Below are 26,596 nucleotides of genomic sequence, written 5' to 3' on the forward strand. Positions count from 1 at the left end.
ACCCGATGACGGCGGGTACCAACGGTGAACCTGAAGACCCGTACGGGTACCTCTATCGGCCGGCGCCGGGTGAGGAAGCGGCCGAGGGGACAGGGACAACCGGTGCGTACGGTTCTTCCGCCAATCGGATGATGCCGCAGTACGTGCAGGTCGGGCAGATGAGCTACCCGCCGCCCGCGCACACGCAGCCCCAGGCGGCGATCCCGGCGCAGCACGAACACGGCGGCGCGCAGCCCCCGCCGCAGTCCCCGCCGCCGCGCGGCGGCAGTGCCGGCGGCGGGCGCGGCGCGGTGATCGGCGCGGCGGTGGCGATCGTGCTCGTGATCGCGGTGATCGCGGGCGTGCTGATGACCCGCGGTGGCGACAAGGACGACAAGGCGAAGTCGCCGACCACGCCCAGTGGCGGCCAGAGCAGCGCGGCCCCGTCGCAGACCGCGTCGCCCTCCAGCGCGCCGTCGACGGCACCCGGCGGCAAGTTCGCCGTGCTGGAGGCGGAGGAGGCTTCGCCCGGCGGCGGCGCGGTCCAGGTTCCGGGCGTGGCCAACTCCTCGGGCAAGGGCATGCTGGACATGTCGGCCTCGGGGTCGAGCATCACCTGGAAGGTGGAGGTGCCCAAGAAGGGCACGTACTACCTGGCCGTGAAGTTCCTCAACGCGGGCTCCAAGGAACAGAACCTGTCGATCCTGGTGAACGGCAAGGACACCACGAACAAGGTGAAGCTCAAGAACTACGGCACGTCGACCAGCGTCACCGGCACCTGGAACATGGTGCAGCTCAACGAGGGCTCGAACGACGTCTCCCTCGCGTGCGCGTCAGGGGACAGTTGCAAGGCGGCCCTGGACCAGGTCTGGTTCGAGAACCAGCAGCCGAACCTCAAGTAGCGGGCGAGACGCCGACTCGGTCGCCGGCCCGCAGGTCCAGCAACCGGGCCGCGTCGCCGCCGTTGACCGAGATCGCCAGCAGTTCGGCGGAGTCCTCGTAGCCGACGAGTTCCCCCGAGGGCACGTCGCCGAAGGTGCTCCGCAACGGGACCCGATACGTGTGTCCGCCCGCCTCGATCCAAAGCGCGTCGACGCCGGCGAAGTCGGAGACCGCGTACGCGAGTTGCACGTTGCCGAAGTGGTCCACCGCGAGCACCTCGCCGGGCACCGGCTCGGGCAGCCGGACCGGGTCGGTCACGACCGGGCCCACCTCGGCGACCGGCGTGCCCAGCGCGAGATGGGCGGCCACGGGCGCGAACACATCGCGACCGTGGAAGGTGCGGGAGACCTTCGCCAGGGTGAGCGCGGGATCGGCGATCTCGCGGATCTCCCGCACACCGCCCAGCTCGCGCGCGGCCCACAGGAGCAGGCCGTTGTCCGGCCCCACCAGCAGGTGCCCGCCGGCGCGCAGCACGATCGCCCGGCGGGCGGTGCCCACGCCGGGGTCGACCACCGCGATGTGCACGGTGCCCGCCGGGAACCACGGCAGGGTCTGCGCCAGTACGAGCGCGCCGCGCCGCACATCGCCCGGCGGCACCAGATGGCTCACGTCCACGACCGGTACGTCCGGCGCGATGCCGGCGATCACGCCGTGGCAGGCGGCCACGAAGCCGTCGGCGAGCCCGTAGTCGGTGGTGAAGGTGATCCGGCGGGGGATGGCCATCCCCGGAATCTATCGAGCGGTGGCCGGGTTCCGCCCGAGCACGTCCGCGAGTTCGGCCAGGATCCGGCGCTTGGGCCGGGCGCCGACGAACTGCCGCACCGGTTCGCCGCCGCTGAAGACCATGAAGGTCGGCATGGACAACACGCCGTAGCGGGCCGCGGTGCCCGGGTTGCGGTCGACGTCGAGCTTGGCCACGGCCAGGCCCGGTTCCTCGATCGCGATCTCCTCCAGCACCGGGGCCATCTGCCGGCACGGGCCGCACCAGTCGGCGGTGAACTCGACCAGGGTCGGGCGGTCGGCGCCCAGTACGGCGGTGTCGAAGTCGGCGTCGGTGGCGTCGTGCACGTGCGTGGTCATCAGGACTCCTTGGTGAGCGGGCCGGCGGTCAGCGCGCAGCGGGGCTCCGGCGGGTCGGGCAGGCCGGCGGCGGCCGAGGCGGCCGGCGTCGGGGCCCGGTCGGCATACGGCCTCGCGGCATACGGCGTCGCGGCGTCGTCCATCGCGCCGTGCGCGCGCTCGGTCTGGTCGAGTTGGGCGGCCAGGTGGGCCCGGATGCCCCGCATGCGGTCGATGCACGCGTCGAGCTCGGCGAGTTTGCGGCGGTAGACCGCCACCGACGCGGGGCACTCGTCGCCCGCGTCGTGCCCGGCGCGCAGGCACTCCACGAACGGACGGGTCTCCTCCAGGTCGAAGCCGATGCCCAGGAGCGCGCGGATCTCGCGCACCAGTCGGGCGTCGTCCTCGTCGTAGTCGCGGTACCCGCTGCTGTTGCGCCGAGCCGACAGCAGGCCGCGTTCCTCGTAGTAGCGCAGGGTTCGGGTGCTGGTCCCCGCGCGCTCCGCCAGTTCTCCGATGCGCATGTCCGAAACGGTAGACCTTGACGTGGACGTCAAGGCCAGGGGTGTTCGGCGCCGACCCGGTCGGGAACGACGAACGCCGGGCCGGCGTCGAGGCCGGCCCGGCGTGTGCCGAGGGATCGGTCAGCTCGGGCTGGGGCCCGTGGGGTGGGTGTCGGGGGCGGTCTGGCGGTGTACCGGAGCGCGGCCCTTGGGCTGGCCGGGCGGCACGTCGCGGGCGAGCTGTGGGATGTCGAGCGTTATCGGCTTGCCCGGGACCAGCAGGTGCTTCTCGCCGTGGTGCAGTATCGCCAGCTCGTCGCCCTCGCGCAGCGTGTACGTGGTGTGATCGTGGGTGGTCTCCACCCGCAGCCGGGCGCCGCGCACCGACAGGGAGAAGGCCAGGCCGGTCAGGCCGACCGGGAGGCGCGGTTTGAAGGACATGCACTCGCCGTGGTCGCGCAGCCCGCCGAAGCCCGCGACCAGTGCCGTGCAGGTGCCCGCGAGGGAGGCCATGTGCAGACCGTCCTTGGTGTTCTTGGCCAGGTCGTGCAGGTCCATCAGGGCGGCTTCGGCGGTGTAGTCCAGGGCCAGTTCGAGATGGCCGACCTCGGCCGCCATGACCGCCTGCGTACAGGCCGACAGGGACGAGTCGCGCACGGTCAGTGCCTCGTAGTAGTCGAAGTTGCGGCGCTTCTGCTCGTCGGTGAACGCGTCGCCACGCACCTGCATCGCCAGCACCAGGTCGGCCTGCTTGACCACCTGCTTGCGGTAGATGTCGAAGTACGGGTAGTGCAGCATCAGCGGATAGTGGTCGGGCGGGGTGTTCTCGAAGTCCCAGATCCGGTGCTGGGTGAACCCGTCGGCCTGCGGGTGCACGCCCAGGTCCTCGTCGTAGGGGATGTACATCGCGTGCGCCGCGTCGCGCCAGCTCGCGGTCTCCTCGGTGTTCACCTCCAGCGCGCGGGCCTCGTGCGGGTGGCGCGCGACCGCGTCGGCCGCGGCGAGCAGGTTGGACTGCGCCATCAGGTTCGTGAACACGTTGTTGTCGGCGAGCGCGCTGTACTCGTCCGGGCCGGTCACCCCGTTGATCCGGAACAGGCCGGCCGCGTCGTGGTGGCCGAGCGAGCGCCACATGCGCGCCGTCTCGACCAGGATCTCCAGGCCGAAGTCACGCTCGAAGTCCCGGTCCCCGGTGGCGCGCACGTAGCGCGCGACGGCGACCGCGATGTCCGCGCCGATGTGGAACGCGGCGGTGCCCGCGGGCCAATAGCCGGAGCATTCCTCGCCGCGGATGGTCCGCCACGGGAACAGCGCGCCCTTGAGCCCCAGTTGCGTGGCGCGCTCGCGGGCCAGCGGCAGCGTCGAGTGCCGCCAGCGCAGCGCCTGGGCGACCGCGTGCGGCAGCCCGTAGGTGAGCACCGGCAGGACGAACACCTCGGTGTCCCAGAAGCAGTGCCCGTCGTACCCGGGCCCGGTCAGTCCCTTCGCCGGGATCGCCCGCTCCTCGGCCCGGGCGCCGGCCTGGAGCACGTGGAACATCGCGAACCGCACGGCCTGTTGCAGCTCGACGTCGCCCTCGACCTCGATGTCGGAGTTGTCCCAGAACCGCTTGAGCCAGCCGCGCTGCTCGTCGACCAGACCGTGCCACCCGGTGTACCGCGCGGCGGTCAGCGCGGCGGCGACCTGGTCGCGCAGCGCGGGCAGCGAGCGGGTGGAGGACCAGCCGTACGCGATGTACTTGACGATCCGCAGCTTCTGTCCGCGGTCGAGCACCGTGGTCACGCTGAACCGGGCCAGGTCGGCGGCGCTCTCGGTCTCCACGTACATGCTCTCGGGACCGTCGATCTCGTGGTCCATGCCGACCGCGACCCGCAGGCCGCTGTGTTCGGTGCGGTGCACCAGGATCGCCTTGCTGCCGTTGTGCGTGTGCTCCTCGGGGCGCAGCGGTGCCTCCAGCACGGCGGCCGCGCGCGGATCGGCGTTGGGCAGCGGCAGTTCCTCGTTGGTGACCAGCTCCGACTGGAGCACGATCCGGGCCGGGCCGTCTATCGGCTCGATCTCGTACTCGATCGCGGCGATCGAGCGCTGGGTGAGCGAGACCAACCGCTTGGAGGTGACCCGGACGGTGCGGCCGGCCGGCGAGGTCCACAACGCGCGGCGGTGCAGGACGCCTTCGCGGAAGTCGATCGAGCGCTCGTGGTCCTGGGTCTGGCCGTAGCGCAGGTCGAACGGCTCGTCGTCGACCAGGAGTCGGATGATCTTGCCGTTGGTGATGTTGATGACGCTCTGGCCGGATTCGGGGTAGCCGTACCCGGCCTCCGCGTAGGGCAGTGGGCGCAGTTCGAAGACACCGTTGAGGTAGGTGCCGGGCAGGCCGTGCGGCTCGCCCTCGTCGAGATTGGCGCGCAGCCCGATGTGGCCGTTGGAGAGGGCGAACACCGACTCGGACTGGGGCAGGTGGTCCAGGTCGAGGGTCTGTTCGGTGATCCCCCACGGCTCGATCGTGTAGGGGTGTCCGGTGGTCATGCCGTGCCTTCCGCCGTGGTCCGCGCGCTCGACGGGTCGCCGGTCGCGCCGTCGAGCAGTTCGTCGAGATCCGATACGACCACGTCCGCGCCGTGCCTGCGCAGTTCCTCGGCCTGACCGACCCGGTCCACGCCGATCACGTGGCCGAAGTCGCCCGCCCGACCGGCCGCGACGCCGGCCAGTGCGTCCTCGAACACGGCCGCGTGCGCGGGGGCCACGCCCAGGGCCCGGGCGCCGGCCAGGAAGGTGTCCGGCGCGGGCTTGCCCTTGAGGTGGTCGCGTTTGGCGACCACGCCGTCCACGATCGCGTCGAACAGGTCGTGGATGTCGGCCGCGCGCAGCACGTCCTCGCAGTTCGCGCTGGAGGACACCACGGCGCACGGGAGTCCCGCCGCGCGCGCGGCGTGCACGTAGCGCACCGAGCCGGGGTAGACCTCGACGCCCCGGTCGTGGATCAACCGCAGCACCAGATCGTTCTTGGCGTTGCTCAGCCCGTGCAGGGTGAACGACCCGGGCGGGTCGCCCTCGTCGCCCTCGGGCAGTTCGATGCCGCGCGACTCCAGGAAGGAACGGGTGCCGTCCAGCCGCGGCTTGCCGTCCACGAACGTGTCGTAGTCCCGTCTGGGGTCGAACGGGGTGAAGCCGGCGCCGTCGCGTTCGCGCAGGAAGTGGTCGAACATCTCCTTCCAGGCGACGCCGTGCACCTTGGCGGTCTGGGTCAAGACCCCGTCGAGGTCGAAGAGAAGCGCGTGGATGGTGTTCGGCAGCCCCAACATGGCGGATCTCCTGCCCCCGATGCGGGGCGGTTATCCGTGCGGTGATCTTTTCGGATGACACCTGGGGCGAGATGGCGTGTCACGTGTGGTGCTTGAGCACGTTTTGACCGAAATGATGTTGAATTCCACACGTGGCACGCGTGGGGCGGCTACCGGACCACATGGCCCGCATTGACCAGAAGCATCTGGCCGGTGATGGCCTTGGCGCGGTCCGACAGGAAGAAGACGACGGCCTCGGCCACGTCGGCGTCGGTGGCCATTTCGGGCAGGGCCATCGGCGCCACCAGGCCGGCGAGGACGTCGGCGGCCGGGACGCCCGACGCCTGCGCCCGGTAGTTCACGAAGTTCTCCACCGGCGGTCCCCACATCCAGCCCGGGGCCACCGAGTTGACCCGGATCCGGTACGGACCGAGCTCGTGGGCGAGCGCGTAGGCGGCCGAGGTGAGCCCGCCCTTGGATGCGGCGTACGCCATCTGCGGGGCCTGCGGCGGTGGGACCAGTTGGGACTGGGTGGCGATGAAGACCACCGCGCCGCCGGCGGCCTTGAGCGCGGGCAGCGCGGCCTTGGTCATCGCCAGACTGCCGACCAGGTTGACCTCGACCACGTGCCGTAACTCGGCGAAGTCGGTCGCCTCCAGGCCGCCGAACACGGTGTCCAGGGCAGCGCAGTTGACCAATCCGTCCACCGCGCCGAACCGCCGCACCGCGAGCTCGACCAGCGCGTGACAGGTCTCGTGCTCGGTGATGTCGGTCACCGCCCACGCGACCCGCTCGCCGGTGGGATCGACCTCCTCGGCGGTCTTGACCAGGTTGGCCTCGGTGCGCGAGCCGAGCACCACGTTGGCGCCGTCCCGCGCGGCGGCCAGGGCCACCCGGCGGCCCAACCCCGGGCCCACGCCCGAGACGATCACCGTTTTGCCGTCCAGGATCATCCGGAGCTCCGCCCACTCGACCCGGCCGAGCCGGACGGCTTGGCTGATGCTGCGTCAGATTAGTTTCGGGGCAAGCGCTTTGGCCAGACCCGGGCGGCGGGGCGGGGGAACGGGGCGGGACCGTGTCCCGGATCGCGCATCCGGACGAAACCACCCGGCTCCGCCCATTGCAATGTCCGACCGATGACCTTATTTTCGCTATCCGCCGGCTGACACGTGTCGAATCGCAGGGTGCATTCCGTCCGATTCACCCCTCCGTACACGTTGTTCGACCCGATTTCACCCACCGTCCGGTTGGGTCGGTAACGGGTTTCACGCGGTCGGTTCCGCTTCACGCACGAGAGCCGAGGTGTCGAACCCGCGTGGTTCGACGCTCCTCGGCGTGCGGACCTTCTTGCCTACGGAGGACGAGAATGGCCATGTTCGGCAGGAAACACGTGTTCACCCTCGCGGCGGGCGCCACCGCCGCCGCACTGCTCGCGGCGAGCGCGCCCGTCGCCGTGGCGAGCGACGACGCGCGAGGTACCCAGGCGCCGCGCAAACTCAGCATCCTGATGGGCAACGACGACGGTCACCAGGGCCCATTCATCCGCGCTCTCCAGCGGGCGCTCAAGGCGGCCGGGCACGACGCGGTGATCGTCGCGCCCGCCACCGACCAGTCCGGCAAGGGCACCGGCATCAACGCGACGCCCGGTTCGATCGTCAAGGCGGGCGAGGTCGAGCCCGGCATCTGGTCGGTCGAGGGCACCCCCGCCGACGCGATCTCCTTCGCGCTGGCGAACGTGTACCGGGACCGCAAGCCCGACCTGGTGGTCACCGGCGTCAACCCGGGCCAGAACATCGGCGCGACCACCAACCACTCGGGCACGGTCGGCGCCTCGATCACGGCCGCGGAGAAGGGCATCCCGGCGGTGGCGTTCAGCGCCGAGTACAGCATCGCCGATCCGCGGAACCCGTTCCCGCAGATGGCGCAGGCGATCACGTTCGCGACCCGGCTGGTGGACCGGCTCGCGGCCACGACGAAGCGGAACGGGCCGGTGCTGCCCGCGCACACCACGCTCAACGTGAACTACCCGGCCAAGCCGACCGGCCGGGTGGAGATGACGAACGTGGGCGAGGCCGACGCGTTGTCCGTGAGCTACGTCAAGGACCCGTCCTGCGACACCTGCTACAAGCTGAACCTGGGTCTGGCGCCCGGCGCGACCGAGCCGGTGCGCAACGCGGACACCACCGCCCTCGGCAGGGGGTCGGTGTCGATCTCGATGCTGGACGCGGACTGGACGGTGCCGGGCTGGCAGTGGGGACAGCAGACGCGCGTTTTGGACGCGGTCGGCGTGCAACTGCGCCTGTCGGGCCTGAAGGCGTGAGGTCGCGCTGATTCCGGTGGGTGGGGTCGGCTCCGGGTGACCCCACCCCCGTACCACCGGCGCCGATCGGGCGCCGGCCTGGGGTTTCACGTGGAACCCGGGGGCTACTGGCCGCCGGAGGCGTCGTACTCGGTGAGCAGGGCCACCAGTTCGTCGTGGGTGATCCCGTCCGGGAGCGGCGTGGGAGTGTGTCGCAGCGGCGGGTCCCAGCCGGACTCGGTGCGCCGGCGCACCACCTTCGCGGGTACGCCCGCGACCACGCTGTGGTCGGCGACGGTGCCGCGGACCACGGAGCCCGCGGCGACCACCACGTTCCGGCCGAGCTTGGCGCCGGGCAGGATGATCGCGCCCGCGCCGATCCAGCTTCCCGGGCCGATCTCCACGGTGTCGTTGATCGGCCACTGGGTGCCGATCGGCCGATCCGGGTCGGCGTAGCTGTGGTTCTGGTCGGTGATGTAGATGTACGGCCCGGTCCACACGTCGTCGGCGATGGTGATCGAGCGGTGTCCGACGATGTGGCTGCCGCGACCGATCGTGCACCGGTCGCCGATGGTCACCACCGCCGCCGTGCCCAGATCGTGCCCCGGGGCCAGCCCGGCGGACAGCGTGACGTGCTCGCCGATGATGCAGCCCGCGCCCACCGAGATCCACTGCTCGCCGAACACCGAGCCGACCGGGAAGGCGAGCTTGCTGCGCGCGCCCAACCGTCGGAAGCGGTACGGGCCGGGCTGCTCCGCGGTGATCGAGGCCGCGCGTTGCAGCGCCCGCCAGCCTCGGTGCGCGGCGCGCGACACGGCGCCCCGGGCGTGCCCGCGCAGGGCTTGCGACAGCGACATGGAGATCACGTTACCGACGCGTGCGCGGACGTCGGCCAAGCGTGGGACGAACGTCACGCCGGGCCGATCCGGGCCGCTCGGGGGTTGGCTTCCGTCGGCTTCTGTAACAGTGTTACCGGCGCCGGTGACCGTGTCGCCGGCAACCGCGCCGGTGCTTCCCGGCGTCGGGTGGGCGAACCAGTCAGGGAGTGGACATGCGCGCCGTCGTCATCAACGGAACCCGGGACGTGAGTGTGGAGACGGTCCCGGATCCGGTGCTCACCGGTCCGGACGGGGCCGTCGTGCGGGTCGAGGCGAGCGCGGTGTGCGGCTCGGACCTGCACTTCTACGAGGGCGAGTTCCCGGCCGCCGGGCTGCGGCCGGGACACGAGGTGGTGGGCACGGTGATCGAGACCGGCGCCGATGTGGGCCGGATCGCGGTGGGCGATCGGGTCCTGGTCTCGCCGGTGCTGGGCTGCGGACGGTGCGCGGGCTGTGCGGTGGGCAACCCGATCGACTGCGTCGGCGGGGGAGTGCGGGTGCTCGGCGGCGACCTCGGGCTGCCCGGCGGGCATGCCGAGGCGGTCGCGATCCCGGCCGCCGACGCGTGGTTGTTGCCCGTGCCGCGGGATCTCGCCGCGGACCACGCGGTACTGCTCACCGACGCGCTGCCGACCGGCTGGACGGCGGCGACCCGGGCCGACATCACGCCGGGGGCGACGGTGTTGGTGATCGGGCTCGGGCCGGTCGGGCTGTACGCCCTCCAGGCCGCGCAGGTGCTCGGCGCGGGACGGATCCTGGCCGCGGACCGGGTGCCCGAGCGGCTGGCGATGGCCGAGCGGTTGGGCGCGGAGCCGATCGACGGGACCCGGGGCGACCTGGTCGAGCAGGTGATGGCGGCGACCGGCGGGCGGGGTGCGGACGCGGTGATCGAGGCGGTCGGCCAGGACGCGACGTTGGCCGCCGCGATCTCCTCGGTGCGTACCTCGCGCACGGTCTCGGTGGTCGGCGTGGACGCGAACTTCGCGTTCCCGCTCGCGGTTCCGCTGCTGATCATCCGCAACGTCACGCTGCGCTTCAGCACGGCGCCGGTGGCCGCCACCTGGCCCACGCTGATCCCGCTGATCCGGCACGGGCGGCTGGCGCCGGTGGACGTGTTCACCCACCGGTTGCCGCTGACCGAGGCGGCGAGTGGATATCGCACCTTCGCCGACCGCACGGACGGCTGCCTCAAGGTGTTGTTCGACCCGACCCGCTGACGTGCGCCCCCGGCCTCGCCGGTGGGCCGGGCGGGGCGCCCCGGTCCGCCGGGGAGGGTGCCTTCATCCCCCCGATGGGCGTACCGCCGACGCGCCCACCGCGAAGTAGTGTCCTATTTACCCCACTATGAGAGCCGGATATGGCGACCTGTGCAGGGAGTGGACGGATGAGCGGCGGCGGAATGGGCGTTCCCGGTGGACTCGACGGCCTGCTGGGCGGGCTCCTCGGTGGACGGGGCGGCAGCGGCCACCAGGGACTGGTACGGGTCGTGTTGGGCATGCTGACCAAGCAGGGCGACTCGGGCGGCCTCGGCGCGCTGATGCAGCGCCTTCAGGCCGGTGGCCTGGCCGACCAGGCCAAGTCCTGGGTGGAGACCGGGCGCAACCAGCCGGTGAGCGGCAAGGAGATCACCGACGCGCTCGGCGAGGACGAGATGGTCCGGCTGGCCGGCGAGGCGGGGATGACCAAGGAGGAGACCGCGGCGGCGCTCGCCGCGACGTTGCCCGGGGTGGTGGACGCGGTGACGCCCGAGGGCGAGTTGCCGGCCGTCGAGCAGATCGACGCGTTGATCGATCCCGCGGCTGCCTCGGCGGGTTCGGAGCCGGTGTCGGCGCCGGTGTCGGTCTCGGGTGAGGCCGCCGAGGGCGAGGCCGGCTCCGAAGACGAGTCGGCGGGTGAGAGGGAGTCGGGGGACGAGCCCGGGGTGGAGAGTGAGTCCGGGGCGGAGGCCGAGGCCGAGTCGGGGTCGGAGTCGAAGTCGGCGGCCGAGCCCGGGTCGGCGTCGGATGCCGAGGCGGATGCCGCACCCGACGCCGAGTCGGAGTCGGGTGCGGACTCCGGTGCGAGCGAGGAGTCCGGCTCGGGCGCCGAGCCCGGGTCGGCGGTCAAGCCCGGGAAGCCGGTGTGAACTCGCAGTCCATGTGCTTGATGCCGTTGATGAAGCTGGAGCGCAATCGCAGCGGCTCGCCGACCACCCGGATGTCCGGCAGTCGGGTCAGCAGCTCCCGGAACAGCAGCGTGATCTCCCGGCGGGCCAGGTGCGCGCCCAGGCAGAAGTGCGGCCCGCGGGCGCCGAAACCGACATGCGGATTCGGGTCGCGGGTGACGTCGAACCGCCCCGGGTCGGCGAACACGGCCTCGTCGCGGTTCGCCGACCAGTAGTACAGCAGCAACTTGTCGCCGTCGCGCACCCGTTTGCCGTTGAGTTCGGTGTCCCTGGTGGCGGTTCGCCGCATCCACACCACGGGCGAGGCGAGTCGGACGATCTCCTCCACGGCGGTCGGCGCGTACCGCTCGAAGTCGCCCAGCCAGCGCCGTTGTTGGTCCGGATTCTCGGTCAGCAGCCACAACCCGTGCGAGATCGCGTTGCGGGTGGTCTCGTTGCCGGCGGTGAGCAACAGGATGAAGAAGGAAGCGAGTTCGTCCCCGGTCAGACTCTCCCCGTCGATCTCCGCGTTCACCAGCGCCGAGGTGACGTCCTCGGTGGGTGTGCCGCGCCGGAACTCGGCCAGGTCCTTCATCAGTTCGGCGAGTTGGGCGCCCGCGGTGAGCAGCGCCTCGATGTGGCCGCCGCCCTCCTGCGGGACGTACTCCGGGTCCGCGACGCCCAGGATCACGTTGGAGCGGTCGAAGACGAACCGGTGGTCCCGCTCCGGCACGCCCATCATGTCGCAGATGACCCGCAGCGGCAGTCGGGCAGCGACGTCGGTGACGAAGTCGCACGAGCCGCGTTCGGCCACCTCGTCGACGATGGTGCGGGCGGTGCGGTCCACGTCGTCCGCGAACTTCTTGATCATCCTGGGCGTGAACGTGCGCGCGACGATCCGGCGCAGTCGCTGGTGTCGGGGATCGTCCATCTCGATCATGGACCCGAAGAACTCGCCGAACCCCGGCGGGAAGTCGGGGATGTGGGTCGCGCCGCGGCTCGAGCAGAAGTCCTCCGGGCGGCGGGTGGCCTCCGCGACGTCCGCGTGTCGGGTCAGTGCCCAGAAGCCGGGACCGGGCTCCAGCGGGCTCTCCGGTTCCGGGTAGTACGGCATCGGCCACGAGTCGCGCAGCCGCGCGAAGCCCGCCTCGCGGTCCGCCAACGGGCCCGACCAGAAGTCCAGGTCGGCGAGCGGGACCTCGGTGGGCCAGGTCCTGGGGTTGGGGTCGGTCGTGCTCGGTCCAGCCGCCTCGGCTGCCATGCCGTCACTCCGATCACGCGTTGTTACTCGCGGGTTCGGATATCAGTGCAGCACACATGCGTCCGGCGATCCAGGGCTCTCAGGTGGTGATCGCGCCGCCGTTCACCTGGATCGTCTGGCCGGTGATCCACGCGGCCTCGTCCGAGGCGAGGAAGACGCAGGCCGCGCCCGCGTCCTCGGGGGTGCCGAGCCGGCCCACCGGGATGTGTGCGGCCTGGTCGGCGGTGTGCGCGAGTTCGCGGCCGCTGGGGCGGGGGTCCATCAGGCCCAGCGCGATGGTGTTGGCGGTGACGCCGTCGCGCGCGCTCTCCATCGCGAGGTGACGCATGAACGCGATGGCACCGCCCTTCGCGGCCCCGTACAGCGAGATGCCGAATTTCTGCCCGCTCACGCCGGCGGCGGAGGCGATGGTGATCACCCGGCCGAAGCGGCGCGCGCACATCCCGTCCAGTACCGCCTTGGTGCAGGCCATCACGCCGAACAGGTTGACGTCGGCGAAGCGTTGCCAGTCCTCGGGCACGCTCCGGCGGAACACGGTCGGGCGGAAGCCCTCGGCGCCGCCGTTGCCCGCGTTGTTGACCAGGATGTCGATCGGCGCGACCGCTCGCTCGAAGGCCCGTACCGCGGCGAGCGCGGCCCGGGCGTCGGTCACGTCGAACACGGCGGCGAAGGCGCGACCGCCGGCGGCCCGGATCGTCTCCGCGATGTGCTCGGCGCGCTCGGCGTCGAGGTCGTTCACCGCGACGATCGCACCCTGTGCGGCGAGCAGACGGGCGATGCCCGCGCCGACGCCTTGGCCCGCGCCGGTGACCAGTGCCGTCCTGCCGTCGAGTGCGAACACGCTGGTCCCCCGGGGTGGTCGATGGGCTCGACAGCGGCGGGTGCTCGCGGCGTCGATCTTGACGCGCGCAGCCAACCATCGGCCCCTACACGTGTCAATGCTGGACTCCATCAATTACCTTCTGTGAGGTCGGGGTGCGCACCTAGACTGTGGAACGCCCGCCTCCGCCATACGAAACCGTATGGCGTTGTTCCCCTCCTGGAGGACTCGTCCAGTGCCCCCGTCAGCCGAGTCGCCCACTCCTCCGGAACGACACGAGTCGCGGCACCACGTCCAGACCGCGCTGGAACGCCTGATCCGGCTCCAGCAGAGCCGCCGCGTGCACGGAGAACTGACCAGTGCCTCGCGCGCGCAGGTCTCGCAGCCCGCGGTGGTGCTGCTGACCCGGTTGCAGGCGGGCGGTGGCGGGCTGGCGATCGGCGACCTGGCCAAGCTGGCCCGGATGGACATGTCGCTGGTCAGCCGGGAGCTGCGCAAGCTGGAGGCGGACGAGCTGGTCACCCGTACCACCGACGCGCGCGACGGTCGGATCACCCGGGTCGGGCTCACCCCCAAGGGGCGCGGTGTGGTGCGTCGGCTCCGTCGGGTGCGCGACCGGCACTTCGAGGAGGCGCTGTCCGGCTGGACGGACGAGGATCTCGCCATGCTCGGCACGCTGATGGGCCGGTTCGTCGACGACCTCTCCGCCGTTCGCTTCCGCGAGGCGGACGAGCCCGGCTGAGGTCGGTCCAACCGACCGAGCCGCGAGTCGACTCCCGGCCGAACCCGACCGAGGCAGACGAGCCCGGTGCGCGAGCCGGGTCGGGCCGAGACGACCGGGGCGGAGACGACCGGGTCGCGAGCCGATTCCCCCAGCGCGTCCCCCACTTCCCCTTCCGCGCGTCCCACCGTCCCCATCCGCCCCCTTTGTGCGCGACTCGGCTGGACACGGTCCGCGCGTCCACCAGACTGGGACGCGAGACCGGGCGGTTGTCTCTCGCCGGGTCGAACTCGCGTGCCCACAAGCGCGCGTGCCGACGTGCGGCGGGTTGGACGAAGAGGGAAGAAGGGGACGCACCGTGGGAGAGCTGCACTGGGCCGGCCACGACCGCGCGGGCGTCGCGTGAGCGTGGTACTTCGCGGCACGGGAGCCGCGCCCGGTTCGGCGGTCGGCCGCCTCGTGCCGGCACGTGTCGCGGGATCGGGCGGCGCGGTCGCCCCCGCCGCGCCGACCGGCATCCCGGAGGCGCTGGACACCGTGGCCCGGCACATGGACGACCTGGCCGGGGCGTTGCGGACCCGAGGGCGGTCGGCGGAGGCCGACATCGTCGAGTTCGCCGCGTTGATCGCGCGCGACCGGGAACTGCGCGACGGCGCGGCCCGACACCTCGCGGCGGGCCTGGCGCCGATCGACGCGCTGGCCGAGGCCGTGCGCGAGTTCGCGGACCTGGTGGCCGGCTTCGACGACGAACTGCTGGCCGAGCGCGCGGTGGACGTGCGCGACGTGGGTCGTCAGGCCGAGGCGCTGCTTCGCGGCGAGGACCCCACGAGCGGGCAACTCCCGGGCGGGGCACCGGCGGTGCTGATCGGCGCGGAACTGGCCGCGATGGACCTGCTGCGCGGCGCCCGACCGGCCGCGGCGATCTCCGAGCGCGGCGGGCAGACCGGGCATCTGGCCATCGTGGCCCGCTCGTTGGGGATCCCGCTGGTGCTGGGCATCCCGATCGCGGCGCTGGCCGAGCTCGCCGAGGACCTGATCCTGGTGGACGGCGAGGCGGGCACGGTCGAGGCCAACGCCGGTGCGCGGGTGCGGACGATCCCGGCGCAACGACGGGTGCCCGGGGGCGGTGCCGGACAGGCGATGACCCGGGACGGGCGGCGGATCCGGGTGCGGGCGAACGTCGCGACCGTGACGGACGCGCTCGCGGCGGTCGAGGCGGGCTCCGAGGGGGTGGGCCTGCTGCGTACCGAACTACCCTTCCTGGCCGAGGAGTCCGGCTGGCCCGACGAGGAGCGGCACGTGGCGATGTTGACGCCGGTGCTGGCCTCGGTGCCGCCGGGGCCGGTGGTGGTGCGCACCCTCGACTTCACCGGCGACAAGCGGCCGCCGTTCCTGCACGACCGGCGGATCACCCTGCCCGGACCGGACGCGCTGACCGCGCAGTTGCGCGGGATCATGCGCGCGGCTGCGGATACCGGTGTCGAGGTCGCGCTGCTGTTGCCGATGGTCGATCACCCGCGGCGGATCAAGCACGTCCGGGGTCTGCTCGCCGACGCGTGCGCGCACCTGGGCCTCGCGCCGCCGCCGCTGGGCGCGATGGTGGAACTGCCGCAGGTGCTCGCCCAAGTGGACGATCTCGCCGAGCACGCCGACTTCCTGGCTCTGGGCACCAACGACCTGACCTCGCGGCTGCTCGGGCTGAGCCGGGACGACCCGCGCCTGACGCCGGCCTCGGCGGCCGACCCGACGGTGCTGGACGCGATCGCGCAGACCATCCGGGCGGGGCACGCGCGCGGTCGCGCGGTCTCGCTGTGCGGGGACGCGGCGGCGGATCCGGCGGTGCTGCCGCATCTGGTCCGGCTCGGCTGCGACGCGGTCTCGGTGGCCCCGACCGCGCTGGCGCGGGTGCGGGCGGCGGTGCGGGCGTGTTGACGCACCGGCGCACCGGCGCACCGGCGCACCGACGTGCGAGCCGGCGGGCGGGACGCGACCGGTGTTGTCCGAGGTGTGGGATCGTCGTCCACGGACCGAGACGATCGGATGATGCGATGGGGTCGATCGTGGTCGGCTCGGATAATGCGGACATGGGAAAGACATATACGCAGATAGAAGACCGCCTGCGGAAGTTCATCGAGGCGCAGCCGGTCTTCTTCGTGGCGAGCGCGCCACTCGCCGAGGACGGGCACGTGAACGTGTCACCCAAGGGCCGCGCCGGCACGCTCGTCGTGCTCGACGAACGCACCGTGGCCTATCTGGACTTCGGCGGCAGCCATGCGGAGACCATCGCGCACCTGCGGGAGAACGGCCGGATCACGCTGATGTGGTGCGCGTTCGAGGGGCCGCCGAAGATCGTCCGGGTGCACGGGGTGGGCGAGGCGGTCTTCCGCGACGACCCGCGCTTCGCCGATCTGGTGGCCCGGTTCGGCGACGCGGACGCGGCCGGACTGCGGGCGGTGGTGGTCGTGCGGGCGAATCTGGTCAGCGACACCTGCGGCTACGCCGTCCCGTTCATGGACTACCGCGAGGAGCGGACGCTGCACGAGGAGTTCATGTCCCGCAAGACCGACGAGGAGTTCGTCGAGTACACCGCCGGCAAGCCGTACAACGTGGCGAGCATCGACGGCCTACCCGCGGTACCGCTCCCGATGCCACTGCGCGGCTAGGCCCAATACCAGTGACTTTGATGGGGTTCGCTCGTTGGATGGGTTGTGCCAAGGCCTGGGCAGGTGAAGTCGTCGACGGGTGAGCGGTTCTCGGATCGGATCGCGTTGGGGGTGTTGACGCGTGCGTTTCCGCCGGAGTTGGTCGACGAGGTGGTCGCGGGGTGTGGGCGGGTCGAGCAGCGTCGTCGGTTGTTGCCGGCGAGGGTGGTCGTCTACTTCGTCCTGGCGATGTGTCTGTTCTCGGGTCAGGGCTACGAGGAGGTCGCCCGTCTGCTCACGCAGGGTCTGGAGCGGGAGCGTCGGTGGGTGGGGACGTGGCGGGTTCCGACGACCGGGGCGATCGGGCGGGCGCGGCTGCGGTTGGGGCCGGAGCCGTTGAGGGTGTTGTTCGCTCGGGTGTGTCGCCCGGTGGCGGTGCCGGGGACGGTCGGGGCGTGGTATCGCGGGCGCCGTCTGGTCGCGGTGGACGGCACCACCTTCGATCTGCCCGACAGCGAGGCGAACGCGGGTTTCTTCGGCCGGCCGGGTACGAGTCGGGGCCAGGGCCGGAGCGCGTATCCGCAGGCGAGGGTGGCCGTGTTGGTCGAGTGCGGCACCCACGTGGTGTTCGCGGCCGACGTCGCGCCGCTCGCCGTGCGCGAGACGACCGCGGCCCGGCGGTTGTTCGCGTCGTTGGAACCCGGGATGCTCCTGTTGGCCGACCGGGGCTTCCACGACTTCGAACTGTGGCGGGCGGCGTCCGCGACCGGTGCGGACCTGTTGTGGCGGATCAAGGGCAACGCCGTGCTCCCGGTCCTGGCCTCTCTGCCCGACGGGTCCTACCTGTCCGAGATCTTCGCCGGTCACGACCGCCGGCGCGTCGATCCGATCCGGGTCCGTGTGGTCGAGTACACCCTGGGCCCGGGCGGTGGGGAGGAGATCGTGTATCGGCTGATCACCACCGTCCACGATCCCTCGGCGGCTCCGGCCGCCGAGTTGGCGGCGCTGTATCACGAGCGGTGGGAGATCGAGACCGCCCTCGACGAGATCAAGACCCACCAGGGCGGTCCCGGCCACGTGTTGCGTTCCCGTCACCCGGCGGGTGTCGAACAGGAGATCCTCGGTGTTCTCCTGGTCCACCACGCCCTGCGCGACCCGATGCACCACGCCGCTCGGGATGTGGACTGCGACCCGGACAGGCTGTCCTTCATCCGAACCCTGCGCGTCGTCCGCCGCCACGTCACCGGCCAGGCGGCGTTTTCCCCCCTCCCGACTCGCCGTCGCACTCCTCGCCACCCTGTGTGAGATCCACGAACGGCCCCTGCCGCCGAGGCGGTTGCGCTCCAACCCCCGCGTCATCAAGCGCAAGATGTCCAACTGGGCGCTCAAGCGAACCGAGCACCGCAGCACACCCCCACCGAACCCACCCGACGTCACACTCGTCGGACCGACCCGCACCACCCCAACCTGCCGCAGAAAGACCTAAAAACACCGGTATTGCGGCTAGGCCCTGTCCGGCGGTCGCGCGGCGGCGGTCGCGCCCGGCCGGGTTCAGCCGGGGTACGGGCCGCCCGGCTGCGGCGGCGGGCCGGCCGGGTACGGGTTCGGTGCCTGGCCCGGGTACCCGACCGGCGGGGCCGGGGGGTGGTTCGGGGCCATCGGGGCCTGCGGCGCCTGCCCCGGGTACTGGTGCTGTTGCTGCGGCGCGTACTGCGGGGGCACCTGGGCACCGTACGGCTGCTGGGGCGCCCCGGAGGCGGCGTACGCGTCGGTGAGGAAGCGGAAGATCCACTCGCCCTCGGTGCGCCACGGACGCGGGAAGTTGAGCTTGGCGGGCTTGTCCTTGCCGGGGAACAGGAAGAACATCCGGCTCCAGGTCGTGTTGATCTTCAGGTCGGACAGCAGCGCGCCGGCCTGCGCGTGGGTCAGTGCGTAGGCGAGTTCCTTGGGGCGGCTGGACAGCGCGCTCGCGCGGTGGAACATCACGCCCTGCCGGGTGACGGTGAGGAAGTAGTAGTCGGACATCGACGCCCCGATCAGCGCGCCGATCGCACCGAAGAGCGCGAACAACATCGGGTTCGGGCCGCGCACCACGAACATCGTGGAGAGTGGTTGGTCGCCCGGATTGGCCGCGGCCACCGCTTCCGCGATCTGTCCCTGCATCGTCGCCTTGCGGACCGCCATGCGCGTTACCTCTCCCCGTAGGGCCGCCGCCGCCGACGCGACGGGGCGATCAGAGGTTAGCGGCGCGGCCCCGGCACGGTGGTCGCGGGCGGGCAAAGAATCCCGCACCCGGGCCGGCGCGGGATCCGGCGCGAGAACGGGCGGGGCCGAGACCGGGTGAAACCGGGTGAGACCGGGCGCGATCCGGATCGTCGGCTTCCGGTGAGCGGAAGACGACCGGCGTCCGACCCGACCCGACCGGGCACCGTGTGCGGTAGGGACATCGCAGCCGCCGCCACAGGGGAGACCGGATGAACGGGCTCAGGGACGTCTATCTCGTGGACGCCGTACGAACGCCGATCGGGCGCTACGGCGGCGCGCTCGCCGGGGTGCGGCCGGACGACCTGGCCGCGACCGTGCTGCGCGCACTGGTCGACCGCTCGCCCGGACTGGACCCCGCGCGGATCGACGACGTCGTGTTCGGCGCCGCCAACGGGGCCGGCGAGGACAACCGGGACGTGGCGCGGATGGCCGTGCTGCTGGCCGGGCTGCCCACCTCGGTGCCCGGTGTGACGGTCAACCGGCTGTGCGGATCCGGCCTGGAGGCGGTGATCCAGGCCGCGCGCGCCGTCGCGGTCGGCGACGCGTCGATCGTGCTCGCGGGCGGGGTCGAGTCGATGTCGCGCGCGCCGTGGGTGCTGGCCAAGCCCGGCAAGGGCTATCCGGCCGGCCACGAGACGCTGCACTCGACCACGCTCGGCTGGCGGCTGGTCAACCCGCGGATGCCCGCCGAGTGGACCGTCGGCCTCGGCGAGGCCACCGAGGGACTCGCCGCGAAGTACGGGGTGACCCGACAGGCGCAGGACGCCTACGCCGCCGCGTCGCACGCCCGGGCCGACGCCGCGTGGACCGCGGGCGCGTTCGCCGACGAGGTGGTGCCGGTAGCCGGCGTCGAACTCTCCCGGGACGAGTCGATCAGGCCCGGCAGCACACCCGAGGTGCTGGCGACGTTGAAGCCGTCGTTCCGGCCGGACGGCACGATCACCGCCGGCAACGCCTCACCGCTCAACGACGGCGCCGCCGCGCTTCTGGTCACCGACGCGGCGGGTCTGCGCGAACTCGGCCGGGAACCGCTGGCCCGGATCACCGCGAGCGGTGTGCACGCCGTCGAACCGCAGTACTTCGGCATCGGCCCGGTCGAGGCGGGCCGCCGCGCGCTGGCCAAGGCCGGTCGCGGCTTCGCCGACCTGGACGTGCTCGAACTCAACGAGGCCTTCGCCGCCCAGGCGCTGGCCTGCCTGGGCGAATGGGCCGACCTGGACCCGGCCTCGATCAACCCGCTCGGCGGCGCGCTCGCCCTCGGCCACCCGCTCGGCGCGTCCGGTGCCAGGGTGCTGGGCACGCTCGCCCACCAACTGCACCGGCGCGGCGCCGGCTTCGGGATGGCCGCGCTGTGCATCGGCGTCGGCCAGGGCCTCGCCGTCACGCTGGAGAAGTGAGGATCCGCCCATGAGCAGCCCACAACCGCGGCCCCTCGCCGCCGCGCATCATCCCGTCGGCGGACCCTCCCGCTGGCAACCCCCGGTCCGGCTGCCGGAGTTCGACTTCGCCGCCTACAAGAGCACCGAACTGCGCAGTCCCCGGCAGCCGTTGGTGCTCCCGCCGAGTGGCGACACCGAGCTCACCGGGCCGGTGTTCGGCGTCGCCGACGTACACCCGCTCGACTTCGACCTCACCCGGCAACACGTCGGCGAACCCCTCGGCGAGCGGATCGTCGTCACCGGCCGAGTCCTCGACGAGTCCGGCCGCCCGCTGCGTGACCAACTCGTCGAGGTGTGGCAGGCGAACGCGGCGGGCCGCTACCGGCATCGAGGCGACCAACACCCGGCGCCGCAGGACCCGAACTTCACCGGCGCCGGGCGCTGCCTCACCGACGCCGAGGGCAACTACCGCTTCGTCACCGTCAAGCCCGGCGCGTACCCCTGGCGCAACCACCACAACGCCTGGCGTCCCGCGCACATCCACTTCTCGCTGTTCGGCACCGCCTTCACCCAGCGCCTGGTCACCCAGATGTACTTTCCCGGCGACCCGCTGTTCGAGTACGACCCGATCTTCAACTCGGTCCGCGACGACAAGGCGCGGCGCCGGATGATCGCCGCGTTCGACATGGACACCACCGAGAACGAATGGGCGCTCGGCTATCGATGGGACATCGTGCTCGGCGGCGCGAGCGCCACCCCGACGGAGGATCGATGAACACCTGGCCGACCGACGCGAACGGCGGCACGCCGAATCGGGACGGCGGGCTCACCCCGTCGCAGACCGTCGGGCCGTTCTTCGGCTACGCGCTGCCCTACGCGGGCGGCCCGGACCTGGTCCCGGCGCACACCCCGGGCGCGATCCGGGTGCACGGGAGTGTGTACGACGGCGCGGGCGCACCCGTCCCGGACGCCGTCCTGGAGATCTGGCAGGCCGACCCGGCGGGCCGGTTGCCGCGCGCGCCGGGCTCGTTCGCGCGCGACGGCGCCACGTTCACCGGGTGGGGGCGTGCGGCGGTGGACCGGCTCGGGAGGTACGCGTTCACCACGGTGCGGCCCGGCGCGCCGAGCGCCGAGGCGAACCCGTACCTGGCGATGTCGGTGTTCGCGCGCGGCATGTTGCGCCGGGCGGTCACCCGCGTGTACTTCCCCGAGGACGACCGCCACGCGGACCCGCTCTTCTCGGTGGTTCCGGCGACGCGGCATGAGACGCTGATCGCCGTACGGGAGGAATCCGGTTCCTACCGCTTCGACGTGCACATCCAGGGCGAGCAGGAGACCGTTTTCCTTGCTGTTTGACGCTGACTTCGACGCCCCTTCGCTCGACGCCGGACTGCTGGAGCCGGTCCGGGCCGGGACCGCGGTCGAGGCGGTCACGAGCGACGCGGCGCATCTGCGGGCCCTGCTCGACGTCGAGGTCGCGCTGGCCCGGGCGCAGGCCCGGATCGGGCTGATCCCGGCCGGCTCCGTCGCGGCGATCGAGGCGGGCGCCCGGGCCGGGTTCGACCCGGTCGACCTGGCCCGCCGGGCGCGCGGCGCGGGCAACCCGGTCGTTCCGCTGGTGCACGACCTGACCGCGGCCGTCCGGGCGATCGACCCGGCCGCCGCCGAGCACGTGCACCTGGGCGCGACCAGCCAGGACATCGTGGACAGTGCCGCGATGCTGGTGGCCGCCCGCGCCCTGGAGGCGATCCTGCCCGACCTGGCCCGGACCGCCGCCGCGCTGGCCGACCTCGCCGAGCGGCACCGGGACACGGTGCTGGCGGGCCGCACGCTGGGCCGGCACGCGGTACCGACCACCTTCGGGCTCAAGGCCGCCGGGTGGTGTGTCCTGGCGACCGACGCCTACACGCGCACCCGCGCGGTGCGTGCCGCGCTGCCCGCGCAGCTCGGTGGCGCGGCGGGCACGCTGGCCGCGTTCGGGGGGCACGGGATCGCGCTGCTCGCGCCGTTCGCCGCCGAGCTCGCGCTGGCGGAACCGGTGCTGCCCTGGCACACCCTGCGCACTCCGATCCTGGACCTGGCCGGCGCGCTCGCGCAGGTCACCGGCGCACTGGGCAAGTTCGCCGGGGACGTCGTGCTGCTCGGGCAGACCGAGGTGGACGAGGTGGCCGAACCGGCCGGCGCGGGCCGGGGCGGCTCGTCCGCGATGCCGCACAAGCGCAATCCGGTGCTCTCGGTGCTGATCGTCTCGGCCGCCCGGCAACTGCCCGGGTACGTGTCGACGCTGATCGCGTCGATGGCCGGCGCCGAGCACGAGCGCCCGGCCGGCGCGTGGCACGCCGAGTGGCAACCGCTGCGCGCCGCGCTGCGGCTGGCGGGCGGCGCGGCCGAGACCGCGGCCGAACTGGCCGAGGGGCTGGAGATCTTCCCGGACCGGATGCGGGCCGACCTGGAGCTGACCCGCGGGCAGATCGTCTCCGAACGGCTGGCCGTCGAGTTGGCCGCCGCACTCGGCAAGGAGGAGGCCCGGCGCCTGCTCACCGACGCGTCCCGGACCTCGGCGCGGACCGGCCGACACCTTCGTGATCTGCTGGGCCCGTTGGACGAGGCGGTTTTCGACCCGGCCGCCTACCTCGGCTCGGCCCCGGCCCTGATCGACCGGGCGCTCGCGCACCATCGCACCGTGTTCCAAGAGAAGGACCAATGACGATCGCCACGCTCAACCACCGCTTCGACGGCCCCGCCGACGCCCCGGTGTTGATCCTCGGCCCCTCGCTCGGCACCGAACTGGGCATGTGGGACGCGCAGATCCCGGAGTTGTCCCGGCACCACCGGGTGCTGCGCTACGACCTGCGCGGGCACGGCACATCCCACCCGGTACCGGGCACGTCCTCGGTCGGCGACCTGGTCGGCGACGTCCTCACGCTGGCCGACTCCTACGGCGTCAAGCAGTTCGCGTACGCCGGCGTCTCGCTCGGCGGCGCGGTCGGCCTGTGGATGGGCGCACGTCATCCCGAGCGGCTGACCGCGCTGATCGCGTGCTGCACGTCGGCGCGCTTCGGCGAGCCGCAGGCGTGGCTGGACCGGGCCGCGACGGTGCGGGCGCAGGGCATGCGGCAACTCGCCGACACCGTGATCCAACGCTGGTTCACGCCGGAGTACGTCGAGCGCGAGCCGGCCGCCGTACAGCGGATCCTGGACATGCTGTACCGGTGTCCGCCTGGGGGCTACGCGGGCTGCTGCGACGCGCTGGCGCACTACGACCTGCGGGCGGAGCTGGGCCGGATCACCGTGCCCACGCTGGTGCTCGGCGCGGAGCGGGACCCGTCGACGCCGCTGGAGCACGCTCGTGAACTCGCCGCCGGGATCCCGCACGCGAGGTTGGTCGAGGTCGCCGACGCGGCGCATCTGGCGAACATCCAGCAGGCCGACGTGGTCACGTCGGCGATGCTCGCGCACCTGACGGCGGTGCGCGCGTGAGCCACGCGGAGGGTATGCGGGTGCGCCGCGAGGTGCTGGGCGACGCGCACGTGGATCGGGCGGTCGCGGGGACCACCGAGCTGACCGCCGACTACCAGGACCTGATCACCCGCTACGCGTGGGGCGAGATCTGGACCCGACCCGGCCTGGACCGGCGCACCCGAAGCTGCGTCACGCTCACGGCGCTGGTCGCGCACAACCACATGGACGAGCTCGCGATGCACCTTCGCGCGGCGCGGACGAACGGGTTGAGCTGGGACGAGATCAAGGAGGTGCTGCTGCAGACGGCGATCTACTGCGGAGTGCCGGCCGCCAACAGCGCGTTCGCGGTGGCCCAACGGGTGCGGACCGAACTCGGCGAGTAGGCGGGCGGGGCGCGGGGCCGCGGCCGGCCGGGTCCCGTCATCGGCCGGATCCCGTCTTTCCGGCAGGTCGGGGATTTGGTGCGGTCGGGGGATGTGGGTTCCACTGAATGGAAGTCCCCGACCGATTGAGAAGTCCTCGACCCCGGAGGTGTGCCGATGACGCCCGTCACCGTGGCCGGCAAGGTGATGGCCATTCTCGGGGCGTTCGCGGCGGGGGACGGGCGGTTGACGCTGACCGAGGTGTGTCGGCGGTCCGATCTGGCCTTGGCGACCGGCCATCGGCTGGTGGCCGAGTTGGTCGGCGGGGGGTTTCTGGAGCGGCTGGACGACGGGTCGTACCGGGTCGGGGTCAAGCTGTGGCACATCGGCGCGCAGGCCCACGCCGCGACCGACCTGCGGGATCTCGCGTTGCCGCACATGGAGGACCTGTACGAGGCCACACACGAGAACGTGCAACTCGCGGTGCTGCGCGACGGCAAGGCGCTGTACCTGGAGCGGCTGCGCGGCACCCGGTCGATGCCGATCGTCACCCGGGTGGGCACCGAACTACCGCTGCACGCCACCGGGGTCGGCAAGGTGCTGCTGGCGTACGGGCCGAGGCGACTGCGCGAACGGGTATTGGCCGAGCCGCTCGCCGCGCACACGGCACGGACCATCACCGATCCGGTTCGGTTGCGCGCGTGCCTGGCCGAGGTCCGGCGTACCGGCGTGGCCACCACGTCCGGCGAGATGACCGTGGGCGCGCACTCGGTGGCGGCGCCGATCCGGGATCGGCACGACACGGTGGTCGCGGCGCTGTCCCTGGTGACCGGCCGCCGTACGGCCGACCTGCGGCGGCTGATCCCCAGCGTGACGACCGCCGCGCGGGCGCTGTCACGGGATGTGGCACAACACTGGACCGGGAGCGGGGACATCGGCGGGGACGCGGACATGGGAGCGGGCGGGGACTGCCACCCCCGTGGGTGACACCCCCCGCCCGCTCCGTGCGATTCACGTGGGCGTGGTCAGAGCTTCAACATGCTCTGCAGGAAAGTCCGGTACTTGTGCAACGCGAGCCGCAACTGCTCGGTGTCCCCGCCGGCCGTGCGCTTGGCCTGCTCCAACTCGGCGCGCCTGGTCCGGATCGAGTCGGTCACCAGCTTGGTGACCTGCTCCGCGATGTCGTCCGCGTCCGAGACCGCGTCCGAGGGGCTGTCCACGAACCCGGCGAGCGCCTCGCGGAATCGGTGGTTGAGGTCCTCGGCGGCGGCCCGGTCGAACATGGCCGCGTCGGCGTCGTCGTGCGCGTCGCCCCGGGTGCGGCGCTTGGCGGGGTCGGCGTCGGACGTGGTCCGCGAGCCGGCGGAAGCGGGCGGGCTCGTCGGCACGGGCGGGGTGTCGCGGCCGGTACGAGGCGTCGGGTGCACCGTGGTGCCGTAGGGCTCCGCCTGGTCGTGCTGCTGGTGCGGCAGGACGCGGGTGGGTGGTTCGGACGGGCTGTCCACGCTCGGGCCGGGGCCGTCGGTGACCCGGGCCTGGCGGGCGGCGCGGTCGCGTTCGTCGCGCTCGACGATGGGTGCGTCGTCCCGGCCGGGACCGGAAGCGCCCGGCCCATTCGGGAAGTTCTGCTTGCGCATCGGTGTGGTCCTCTCGTCCGGTACGACGGATGTCGCGCCGCTACTCGGGGCGTCCCGATCGGGACGCCCCGGGTGGATCCTTCGGGGCGGCTCGGCCGACGTGGTGTCGGCCGAGCCGAAGATCGGGATGATCAGCGCTGGTCGGGCTTCGAGACGTCCAGACGCGGCGCGTTCGCCTCACCCGGAGCGGCCTGCCATTGATCGGTGCGCCCGTCGTGCGCGCCGGCGGGCGTGTCGGTGGGCGCGGCCGAGGTCGGGGTGGTGCCGCCATGACGCGGCTGATAGGCCTGCCCGAGCAGGTCGTCGAACAGGGCGCGGTGGTGGATCATCGCCTGTCGCAGATCCTCGGTCTGGGCCTCGCCGGCCTCACTGCGCCGGGCGATCTCGTGCGCCTTGCGGTAGTGGTTCAGCGTGTGCCCGTGCTCGACGGACAGCAGTTCCATCCGCTTGTCGTGTGCGCCGGTGGGGTAGCCCCGATCGCGCATCAGGCGGGTGATCAACTCGTCCGCTTCCTGGACCGCGTCGTCCGGGGCATCGACGAATCGCTCCTGGACCGCGGTCCACTCGATGGCGTAGCGCTCGCGCGCGGCCGGCTCCAACGGCTTGAGGGTGAGTTCGCTGTGCCGGCGCTCGCGATCGGCCAGGTTGCGCTCGGCCTCGCGCCGGTCGCCGTACTGCTCGACGGCCCGGTCGTACTCGGGGCCGAAGCGCTCCTTGAGGTGCCTGCGCCGCAACATCGGACGGCCCGCGAAGACGGCCGCAGCGGCGAGGACGACGACGATCACCACGATCAGGATGACGGTCGCTGTCGTGTTCACGGGAACTCCCAGATGGGTCGGGTCTCGGATCGTGCCTTTCGGTCGAACAGCGGACGAACTCCATCTATCGGAGGTTTCCGCTCGTGCTCGGCATCTCATGCCTTGCCGGGTCCGGCGGGACCAAACTCCGGTCGGGGACCGGGTT

25 protein-coding genes and 1 pseudogene are annotated in these 26,596 nt (G+C 72.2%); 14 read left to right on the plus strand and 12 right to left on the minus strand.

Annotation, left to right across the window (positions count from 1 at the left end):
• Nucleotides 1-131 precede the first annotated feature (131 nt).
• Nucleotides 132-881, plus strand: a complete 750-nt coding sequence (locus tag OG948_RS20730; RefSeq protein ID WP_406297950.1) for a CBM35 domain-containing protein — start codon at nucleotides 132-134, stop codon at nucleotides 879-881.
• On the opposite strand, the gene OG948_RS20735 is transcribed toward OG948_RS20730, so the two are convergent.
• The 6 genes from OG948_RS20735 to OG948_RS20760 form a co-directional block, all read right to left on the minus strand.
• Nucleotides 874-1,644 (minus strand): S-adenosyl-l-methionine hydroxide adenosyltransferase family protein, encoded by a 771-nt coding sequence (locus OG948_RS20735; protein ID WP_406297951.1) that lies wholly within the window; start codon nucleotides 1,642-1,644, stop codon nucleotides 874-876. The two genes, OG948_RS20730 and OG948_RS20735, sit on opposite strands and share 8 nt — an antisense overlap.
• Nucleotides 1,645-1,653: 9 nt before the next feature.
• Entirely contained in the window at nucleotides 1,654-2,001 is a 348-nt protein-coding gene (trxA, locus tag OG948_RS20740) for a thioredoxin (protein WP_406297952.1), read from the minus strand.
• Nucleotides 2,001-2,504, minus strand: coding sequence for a MerR family transcriptional regulator (locus OG948_RS20745; protein ID WP_406297953.1), 504 nt, complete (start codon nucleotides 2,502-2,504; stop codon nucleotides 2,001-2,003). The genes trxA and OG948_RS20745 overlap by 1 nt, the downstream gene beginning before the upstream one ends.
• 120 nt (nucleotides 2,505-2,624) lie before the next feature.
• Nucleotides 2,625-5,009: a glycoside hydrolase family 65 protein gene (locus OG948_RS20750; protein ID WP_406297954.1), complete on the minus strand. Its 2,385-nt coding sequence runs from the start codon at nucleotides 5,007-5,009 to the stop codon at nucleotides 2,625-2,627.
• Nucleotides 5,006-5,785, minus strand: coding sequence for an HAD family hydrolase (locus tag OG948_RS20755; protein ID WP_406297955.1), 780 nt, complete (start codon nucleotides 5,783-5,785; stop codon nucleotides 5,006-5,008). The genes OG948_RS20750 and OG948_RS20755 overlap by 4 nt, the downstream gene beginning before the upstream one ends.
• Nucleotides 5,786-5,934: 149 nt before the next feature.
• Nucleotides 5,935-6,717 carry an SDR family oxidoreductase gene (locus tag OG948_RS20760; protein WP_406297956.1) on the minus strand — a complete coding sequence of 261 codons (783 nt, stop codon included), beginning with the start codon at nucleotides 6,715-6,717 and terminating at the stop codon, nucleotides 5,935-5,937.
• Between the two features lie 413 nt (nucleotides 6,718-7,130).
• On the opposite strand from OG948_RS20760, the gene surE reads away from it, so the two are divergent.
• Nucleotides 7,131-8,084, plus strand: coding sequence for a 5'/3'-nucleotidase SurE (gene surE / locus OG948_RS20765; RefSeq protein ID WP_406297958.1), 954 nt, complete (start codon nucleotides 7,131-7,133; stop codon nucleotides 8,082-8,084).
• Nucleotides 8,085-8,188: 104 nt separating this feature from the next.
• Here surE and OG948_RS20770 read toward each other — a convergent pair whose 3' ends face one another.
• Nucleotides 8,189-8,920 (minus strand): acyltransferase, encoded by a 732-nt coding sequence (locus OG948_RS20770; RefSeq protein ID WP_406297959.1) that lies wholly within the window; start codon nucleotides 8,918-8,920, stop codon nucleotides 8,189-8,191.
• 194 nt (nucleotides 8,921-9,114) lie between these two features.
• Between OG948_RS20770 and OG948_RS20775 the strand changes: the two genes are divergently transcribed.
• Both OG948_RS20775 and OG948_RS20780 read left to right on the plus strand, forming a co-directional pair.
• On the plus strand, nucleotides 9,115-10,158 hold the full coding sequence (locus tag OG948_RS20775) for an alcohol dehydrogenase catalytic domain-containing protein (RefSeq protein ID WP_406297960.1): 1,044 nt from the start codon (nucleotides 9,115-9,117) through the stop codon (nucleotides 10,156-10,158).
• A 167-nt stretch (nucleotides 10,159-10,325) separates the two neighbouring features.
• Nucleotides 10,326-11,066 carry a YidB family protein gene (locus OG948_RS20780; protein ID WP_406297961.1) on the plus strand — a complete coding sequence of 247 codons (741 nt, stop codon included), beginning with the start codon at nucleotides 10,326-10,328 and terminating at the stop codon, nucleotides 11,064-11,066.
• Here OG948_RS20780 and OG948_RS20785 read toward each other — a convergent pair.
• Together OG948_RS20785 and OG948_RS20790 are read right to left on the minus strand one after the other, a co-directional pair.
• On the minus strand, nucleotides 11,044-12,345 hold the full coding sequence (locus OG948_RS20785) for a cytochrome P450 (RefSeq protein WP_406297962.1): 1,302 nt from the start codon (nucleotides 12,343-12,345) through the stop codon (nucleotides 11,044-11,046). The two genes, OG948_RS20780 and OG948_RS20785, sit on opposite strands and share 23 nt — an antisense overlap.
• Nucleotides 12,346-12,424: 79 nt before the next feature.
• Nucleotides 12,425-13,186: an SDR family NAD(P)-dependent oxidoreductase gene (locus OG948_RS20790; protein ID WP_406297963.1), complete on the minus strand. Its 762-nt coding sequence runs from the start codon at nucleotides 13,184-13,186 to the stop codon at nucleotides 12,425-12,427.
• Between the two features lie 214 nt (nucleotides 13,187-13,400).
• On the opposite strand from OG948_RS20790, the gene OG948_RS20795 reads away from it, so the two are divergent.
• From OG948_RS20795 to OG948_RS20810, 4 genes are all read left to right on the plus strand, one after another.
• The gene (locus OG948_RS20795) at nucleotides 13,401-13,907 is read left to right on the plus strand and encodes a MarR family winged helix-turn-helix transcriptional regulator (RefSeq protein WP_406297965.1); all 507 of its coding nucleotides are present in this window, start codon (nucleotides 13,401-13,403) and stop codon (nucleotides 13,905-13,907) included.
• 381 nt (nucleotides 13,908-14,288) lie between these two features.
• Nucleotides 14,289-15,818: a putative PEP-binding protein gene (locus tag OG948_RS20800; RefSeq protein WP_406297966.1), complete on the plus strand. Its 1,530-nt coding sequence runs from the start codon at nucleotides 14,289-14,291 to the stop codon at nucleotides 15,816-15,818.
• A 152-nt stretch (nucleotides 15,819-15,970) separates the two neighbouring features.
• Nucleotides 15,971-16,549, plus strand: a complete 579-nt coding sequence (locus OG948_RS20805) for a pyridoxamine 5'-phosphate oxidase family protein (protein WP_406297967.1) — start codon at nucleotides 15,971-15,973, stop codon at nucleotides 16,547-16,549.
• A gap of 45 nt (nucleotides 16,550-16,594) precedes the next feature.
• On the plus strand, nucleotides 16,595-17,833 hold the full coding sequence (locus OG948_RS20810) for an IS4 family transposase (RefSeq protein WP_406297968.1): 1,239 nt from the start codon (nucleotides 16,595-16,597) through the stop codon (nucleotides 17,831-17,833).
• 246 nt (nucleotides 17,834-18,079) lie between these two features.
• Here OG948_RS20810 and OG948_RS20815 read toward each other — a convergent pair whose 3' ends face one another.
• Nucleotides 18,080-18,712: a hypothetical protein gene (locus OG948_RS20815; protein WP_406297969.1), complete on the minus strand. Its 633-nt coding sequence runs from the start codon at nucleotides 18,710-18,712 to the stop codon at nucleotides 18,080-18,082.
• A 290-nt stretch (nucleotides 18,713-19,002) separates the two neighbouring features.
• Between OG948_RS20815 and OG948_RS20820 the strand changes: the two genes are divergently transcribed.
• The 6 genes and pseudogenes from OG948_RS20820 (at nucleotide 19,003) to OG948_RS20845 (ending at nucleotide 24,983) form a co-directional block, all read left to right on the plus strand.
• The gene (locus OG948_RS20820; RefSeq protein WP_406297970.1) at nucleotides 19,003-20,190 is read left to right on the plus strand and encodes a thiolase family protein; all 1,188 of its coding nucleotides are present in this window, start codon (nucleotides 19,003-19,005) and stop codon (nucleotides 20,188-20,190) included.
• Nucleotides 20,191-20,200: 10 nt separating this feature from the next.
• Complete coding sequence (pcaH, locus tag OG948_RS20825; protein ID WP_406297971.1) at nucleotides 20,201-20,947, plus strand: protocatechuate 3,4-dioxygenase subunit beta; 747 nt, start codon at nucleotides 20,201-20,203, stop codon at nucleotides 20,945-20,947.
• Nucleotides 20,944-21,528: a protocatechuate 3,4-dioxygenase subunit alpha gene (gene pcaG / locus OG948_RS20830; protein WP_406297972.1), complete on the plus strand. Its 585-nt coding sequence runs from the start codon at nucleotides 20,944-20,946 to the stop codon at nucleotides 21,526-21,528. The genes pcaH and pcaG overlap by 4 nt, the downstream gene beginning before the upstream one ends.
• Nucleotides 21,518-22,879 (plus strand): 3-carboxy-cis,cis-muconate cycloisomerase, encoded by a 1,362-nt coding sequence (gene pcaB / locus OG948_RS20835; protein WP_406297974.1) that lies wholly within the window; start codon nucleotides 21,518-21,520, stop codon nucleotides 22,877-22,879. The genes pcaG and pcaB overlap by 11 nt, the downstream gene beginning before the upstream one ends.
• Nucleotides 22,876-24,017 (plus strand): annotated as a pseudogene (gene pcaD, locus OG948_RS20840) (3-oxoadipate enol-lactonase). The gene pcaB and the pseudogene pcaD overlap by 4 nt, the downstream one beginning before the upstream one ends.
• Nucleotides 24,018-24,173: 156 nt before the next feature.
• Nucleotides 24,174-24,983, plus strand: coding sequence for an IclR family transcriptional regulator (locus OG948_RS20845; protein WP_406297975.1), 810 nt, complete (start codon nucleotides 24,174-24,176; stop codon nucleotides 24,981-24,983).
• 38 nt (nucleotides 24,984-25,021) lie between these two features.
• On the opposite strand, the gene OG948_RS20850 is transcribed toward OG948_RS20845, so the two are convergent.
• Nucleotides 25,022-25,633 carry a hypothetical protein gene (locus OG948_RS20850; RefSeq protein ID WP_406297976.1) on the minus strand — a complete coding sequence of 204 codons (612 nt, stop codon included), beginning with the start codon at nucleotides 25,631-25,633 and terminating at the stop codon, nucleotides 25,022-25,024.
• 131 nt (nucleotides 25,634-25,764) lie between these two features.
• Entirely contained in the window at nucleotides 25,765-26,451 is a 687-nt protein-coding gene (locus OG948_RS20855; protein WP_406297977.1) for a hypothetical protein, read from the minus strand.
• Nucleotides 26,452-26,596: the final 145 nt, after the last annotated feature.

Origin of the sequence: Embleya sp. NBC_00888, assembly GCF_045207655.1 — a bacterium.
Classification (GTDB): domain Bacteria; phylum Actinomycetota; class Actinomycetes; order Streptomycetales; family Streptomycetaceae; genus Embleya.

What these genes read in the sequence shown, in the direction of transcription:
- OG948_RS20750 (WP_406297954.1), bottom strand. Translation starts at nt 5,009, where the DNA reads ATGACCACCGGACACCCCTACACGATCGAGCCGTGGGGGATCACCGAA.
- OG948_RS20755 (WP_406297955.1), bottom strand. Translation starts at nt 5,785, where the DNA reads ATGTTGGGGCTGCCGAACACCATCCACGCGCTTCTCTTCGACCTCGAC.
- trxA (WP_406297952.1), bottom strand. Translation starts at nt 2,001, where the DNA reads ATGACCACGCACGTGCACGACGCCACCGACGCCGACTTCGACACCGCC.
- pcaG (WP_406297972.1), top strand. Translation starts at nt 20,944, where the DNA reads ATGAACACCTGGCCGACCGACGCGAACGGCGGCACGCCGAATCGGGAC.
- OG948_RS20850 (WP_406297976.1), bottom strand. Translation starts at nt 25,633, where the DNA reads ATGCGCAAGCAGAACTTCCCGAATGGGCCGGGCGCTTCCGGTCCCGGC.
- OG948_RS20770 (WP_406297959.1), bottom strand. Translation starts at nt 8,920, where the DNA reads ATGTCGCTGTCGCAAGCCCTGCGCGGGCACGCCCGGGGCGCCGTGTCG.
- OG948_RS20845 (WP_406297975.1), top strand. Translation starts at nt 24,174, where the DNA reads ATGACGCCCGTCACCGTGGCCGGCAAGGTGATGGCCATTCTCGGGGCG.
- OG948_RS20785 (WP_406297962.1), bottom strand. Translation starts at nt 12,345, where the DNA reads ATGGCAGCCGAGGCGGCTGGACCGAGCACGACCGACCCCAACCCCAGG.
- OG948_RS20760 (WP_406297956.1), bottom strand. Translation starts at nt 6,717, where the DNA reads ATGATCCTGGACGGCAAAACGGTGATCGTCTCGGGCGTGGGCCCGGGG.
- pcaH (WP_406297971.1), top strand. Translation starts at nt 20,201, where the DNA reads ATGAGCAGCCCACAACCGCGGCCCCTCGCCGCCGCGCATCATCCCGTC.
- OG948_RS20730 (WP_406297950.1), top strand. Translation starts at nt 132, where the DNA reads ATGCCGCAGTACGTGCAGGTCGGGCAGATGAGCTACCCGCCGCCCGCG.
- OG948_RS20805 (WP_406297967.1), top strand. Translation starts at nt 15,971, where the DNA reads ATGGGAAAGACATATACGCAGATAGAAGACCGCCTGCGGAAGTTCATC.
- surE (WP_406297958.1), top strand. Translation starts at nt 7,131, where the DNA reads ATGGCCATGTTCGGCAGGAAACACGTGTTCACCCTCGCGGCGGGCGCC.
- OG948_RS20745 (WP_406297953.1), bottom strand. Translation starts at nt 2,504, where the DNA reads ATGCGCATCGGAGAACTGGCGGAGCGCGCGGGGACCAGCACCCGAACC.
- OG948_RS20780 (WP_406297961.1), top strand. Translation starts at nt 10,326, where the DNA reads ATGAGCGGCGGCGGAATGGGCGTTCCCGGTGGACTCGACGGCCTGCTG.
- OG948_RS20775 (WP_406297960.1), top strand. Translation starts at nt 9,115, where the DNA reads ATGCGCGCCGTCGTCATCAACGGAACCCGGGACGTGAGTGTGGAGACG.
- OG948_RS20815 (WP_406297969.1), bottom strand. Translation starts at nt 18,712, where the DNA reads ATGGCGGTCCGCAAGGCGACGATGCAGGGACAGATCGCGGAAGCGGTG.
- OG948_RS20820 (WP_406297970.1), top strand. Translation starts at nt 19,003, where the DNA reads ATGAACGGGCTCAGGGACGTCTATCTCGTGGACGCCGTACGAACGCCG.
- OG948_RS20735 (WP_406297951.1), bottom strand. Translation starts at nt 1,644, where the DNA reads ATGGCCATCCCCCGCCGGATCACCTTCACCACCGACTACGGGCTCGCC.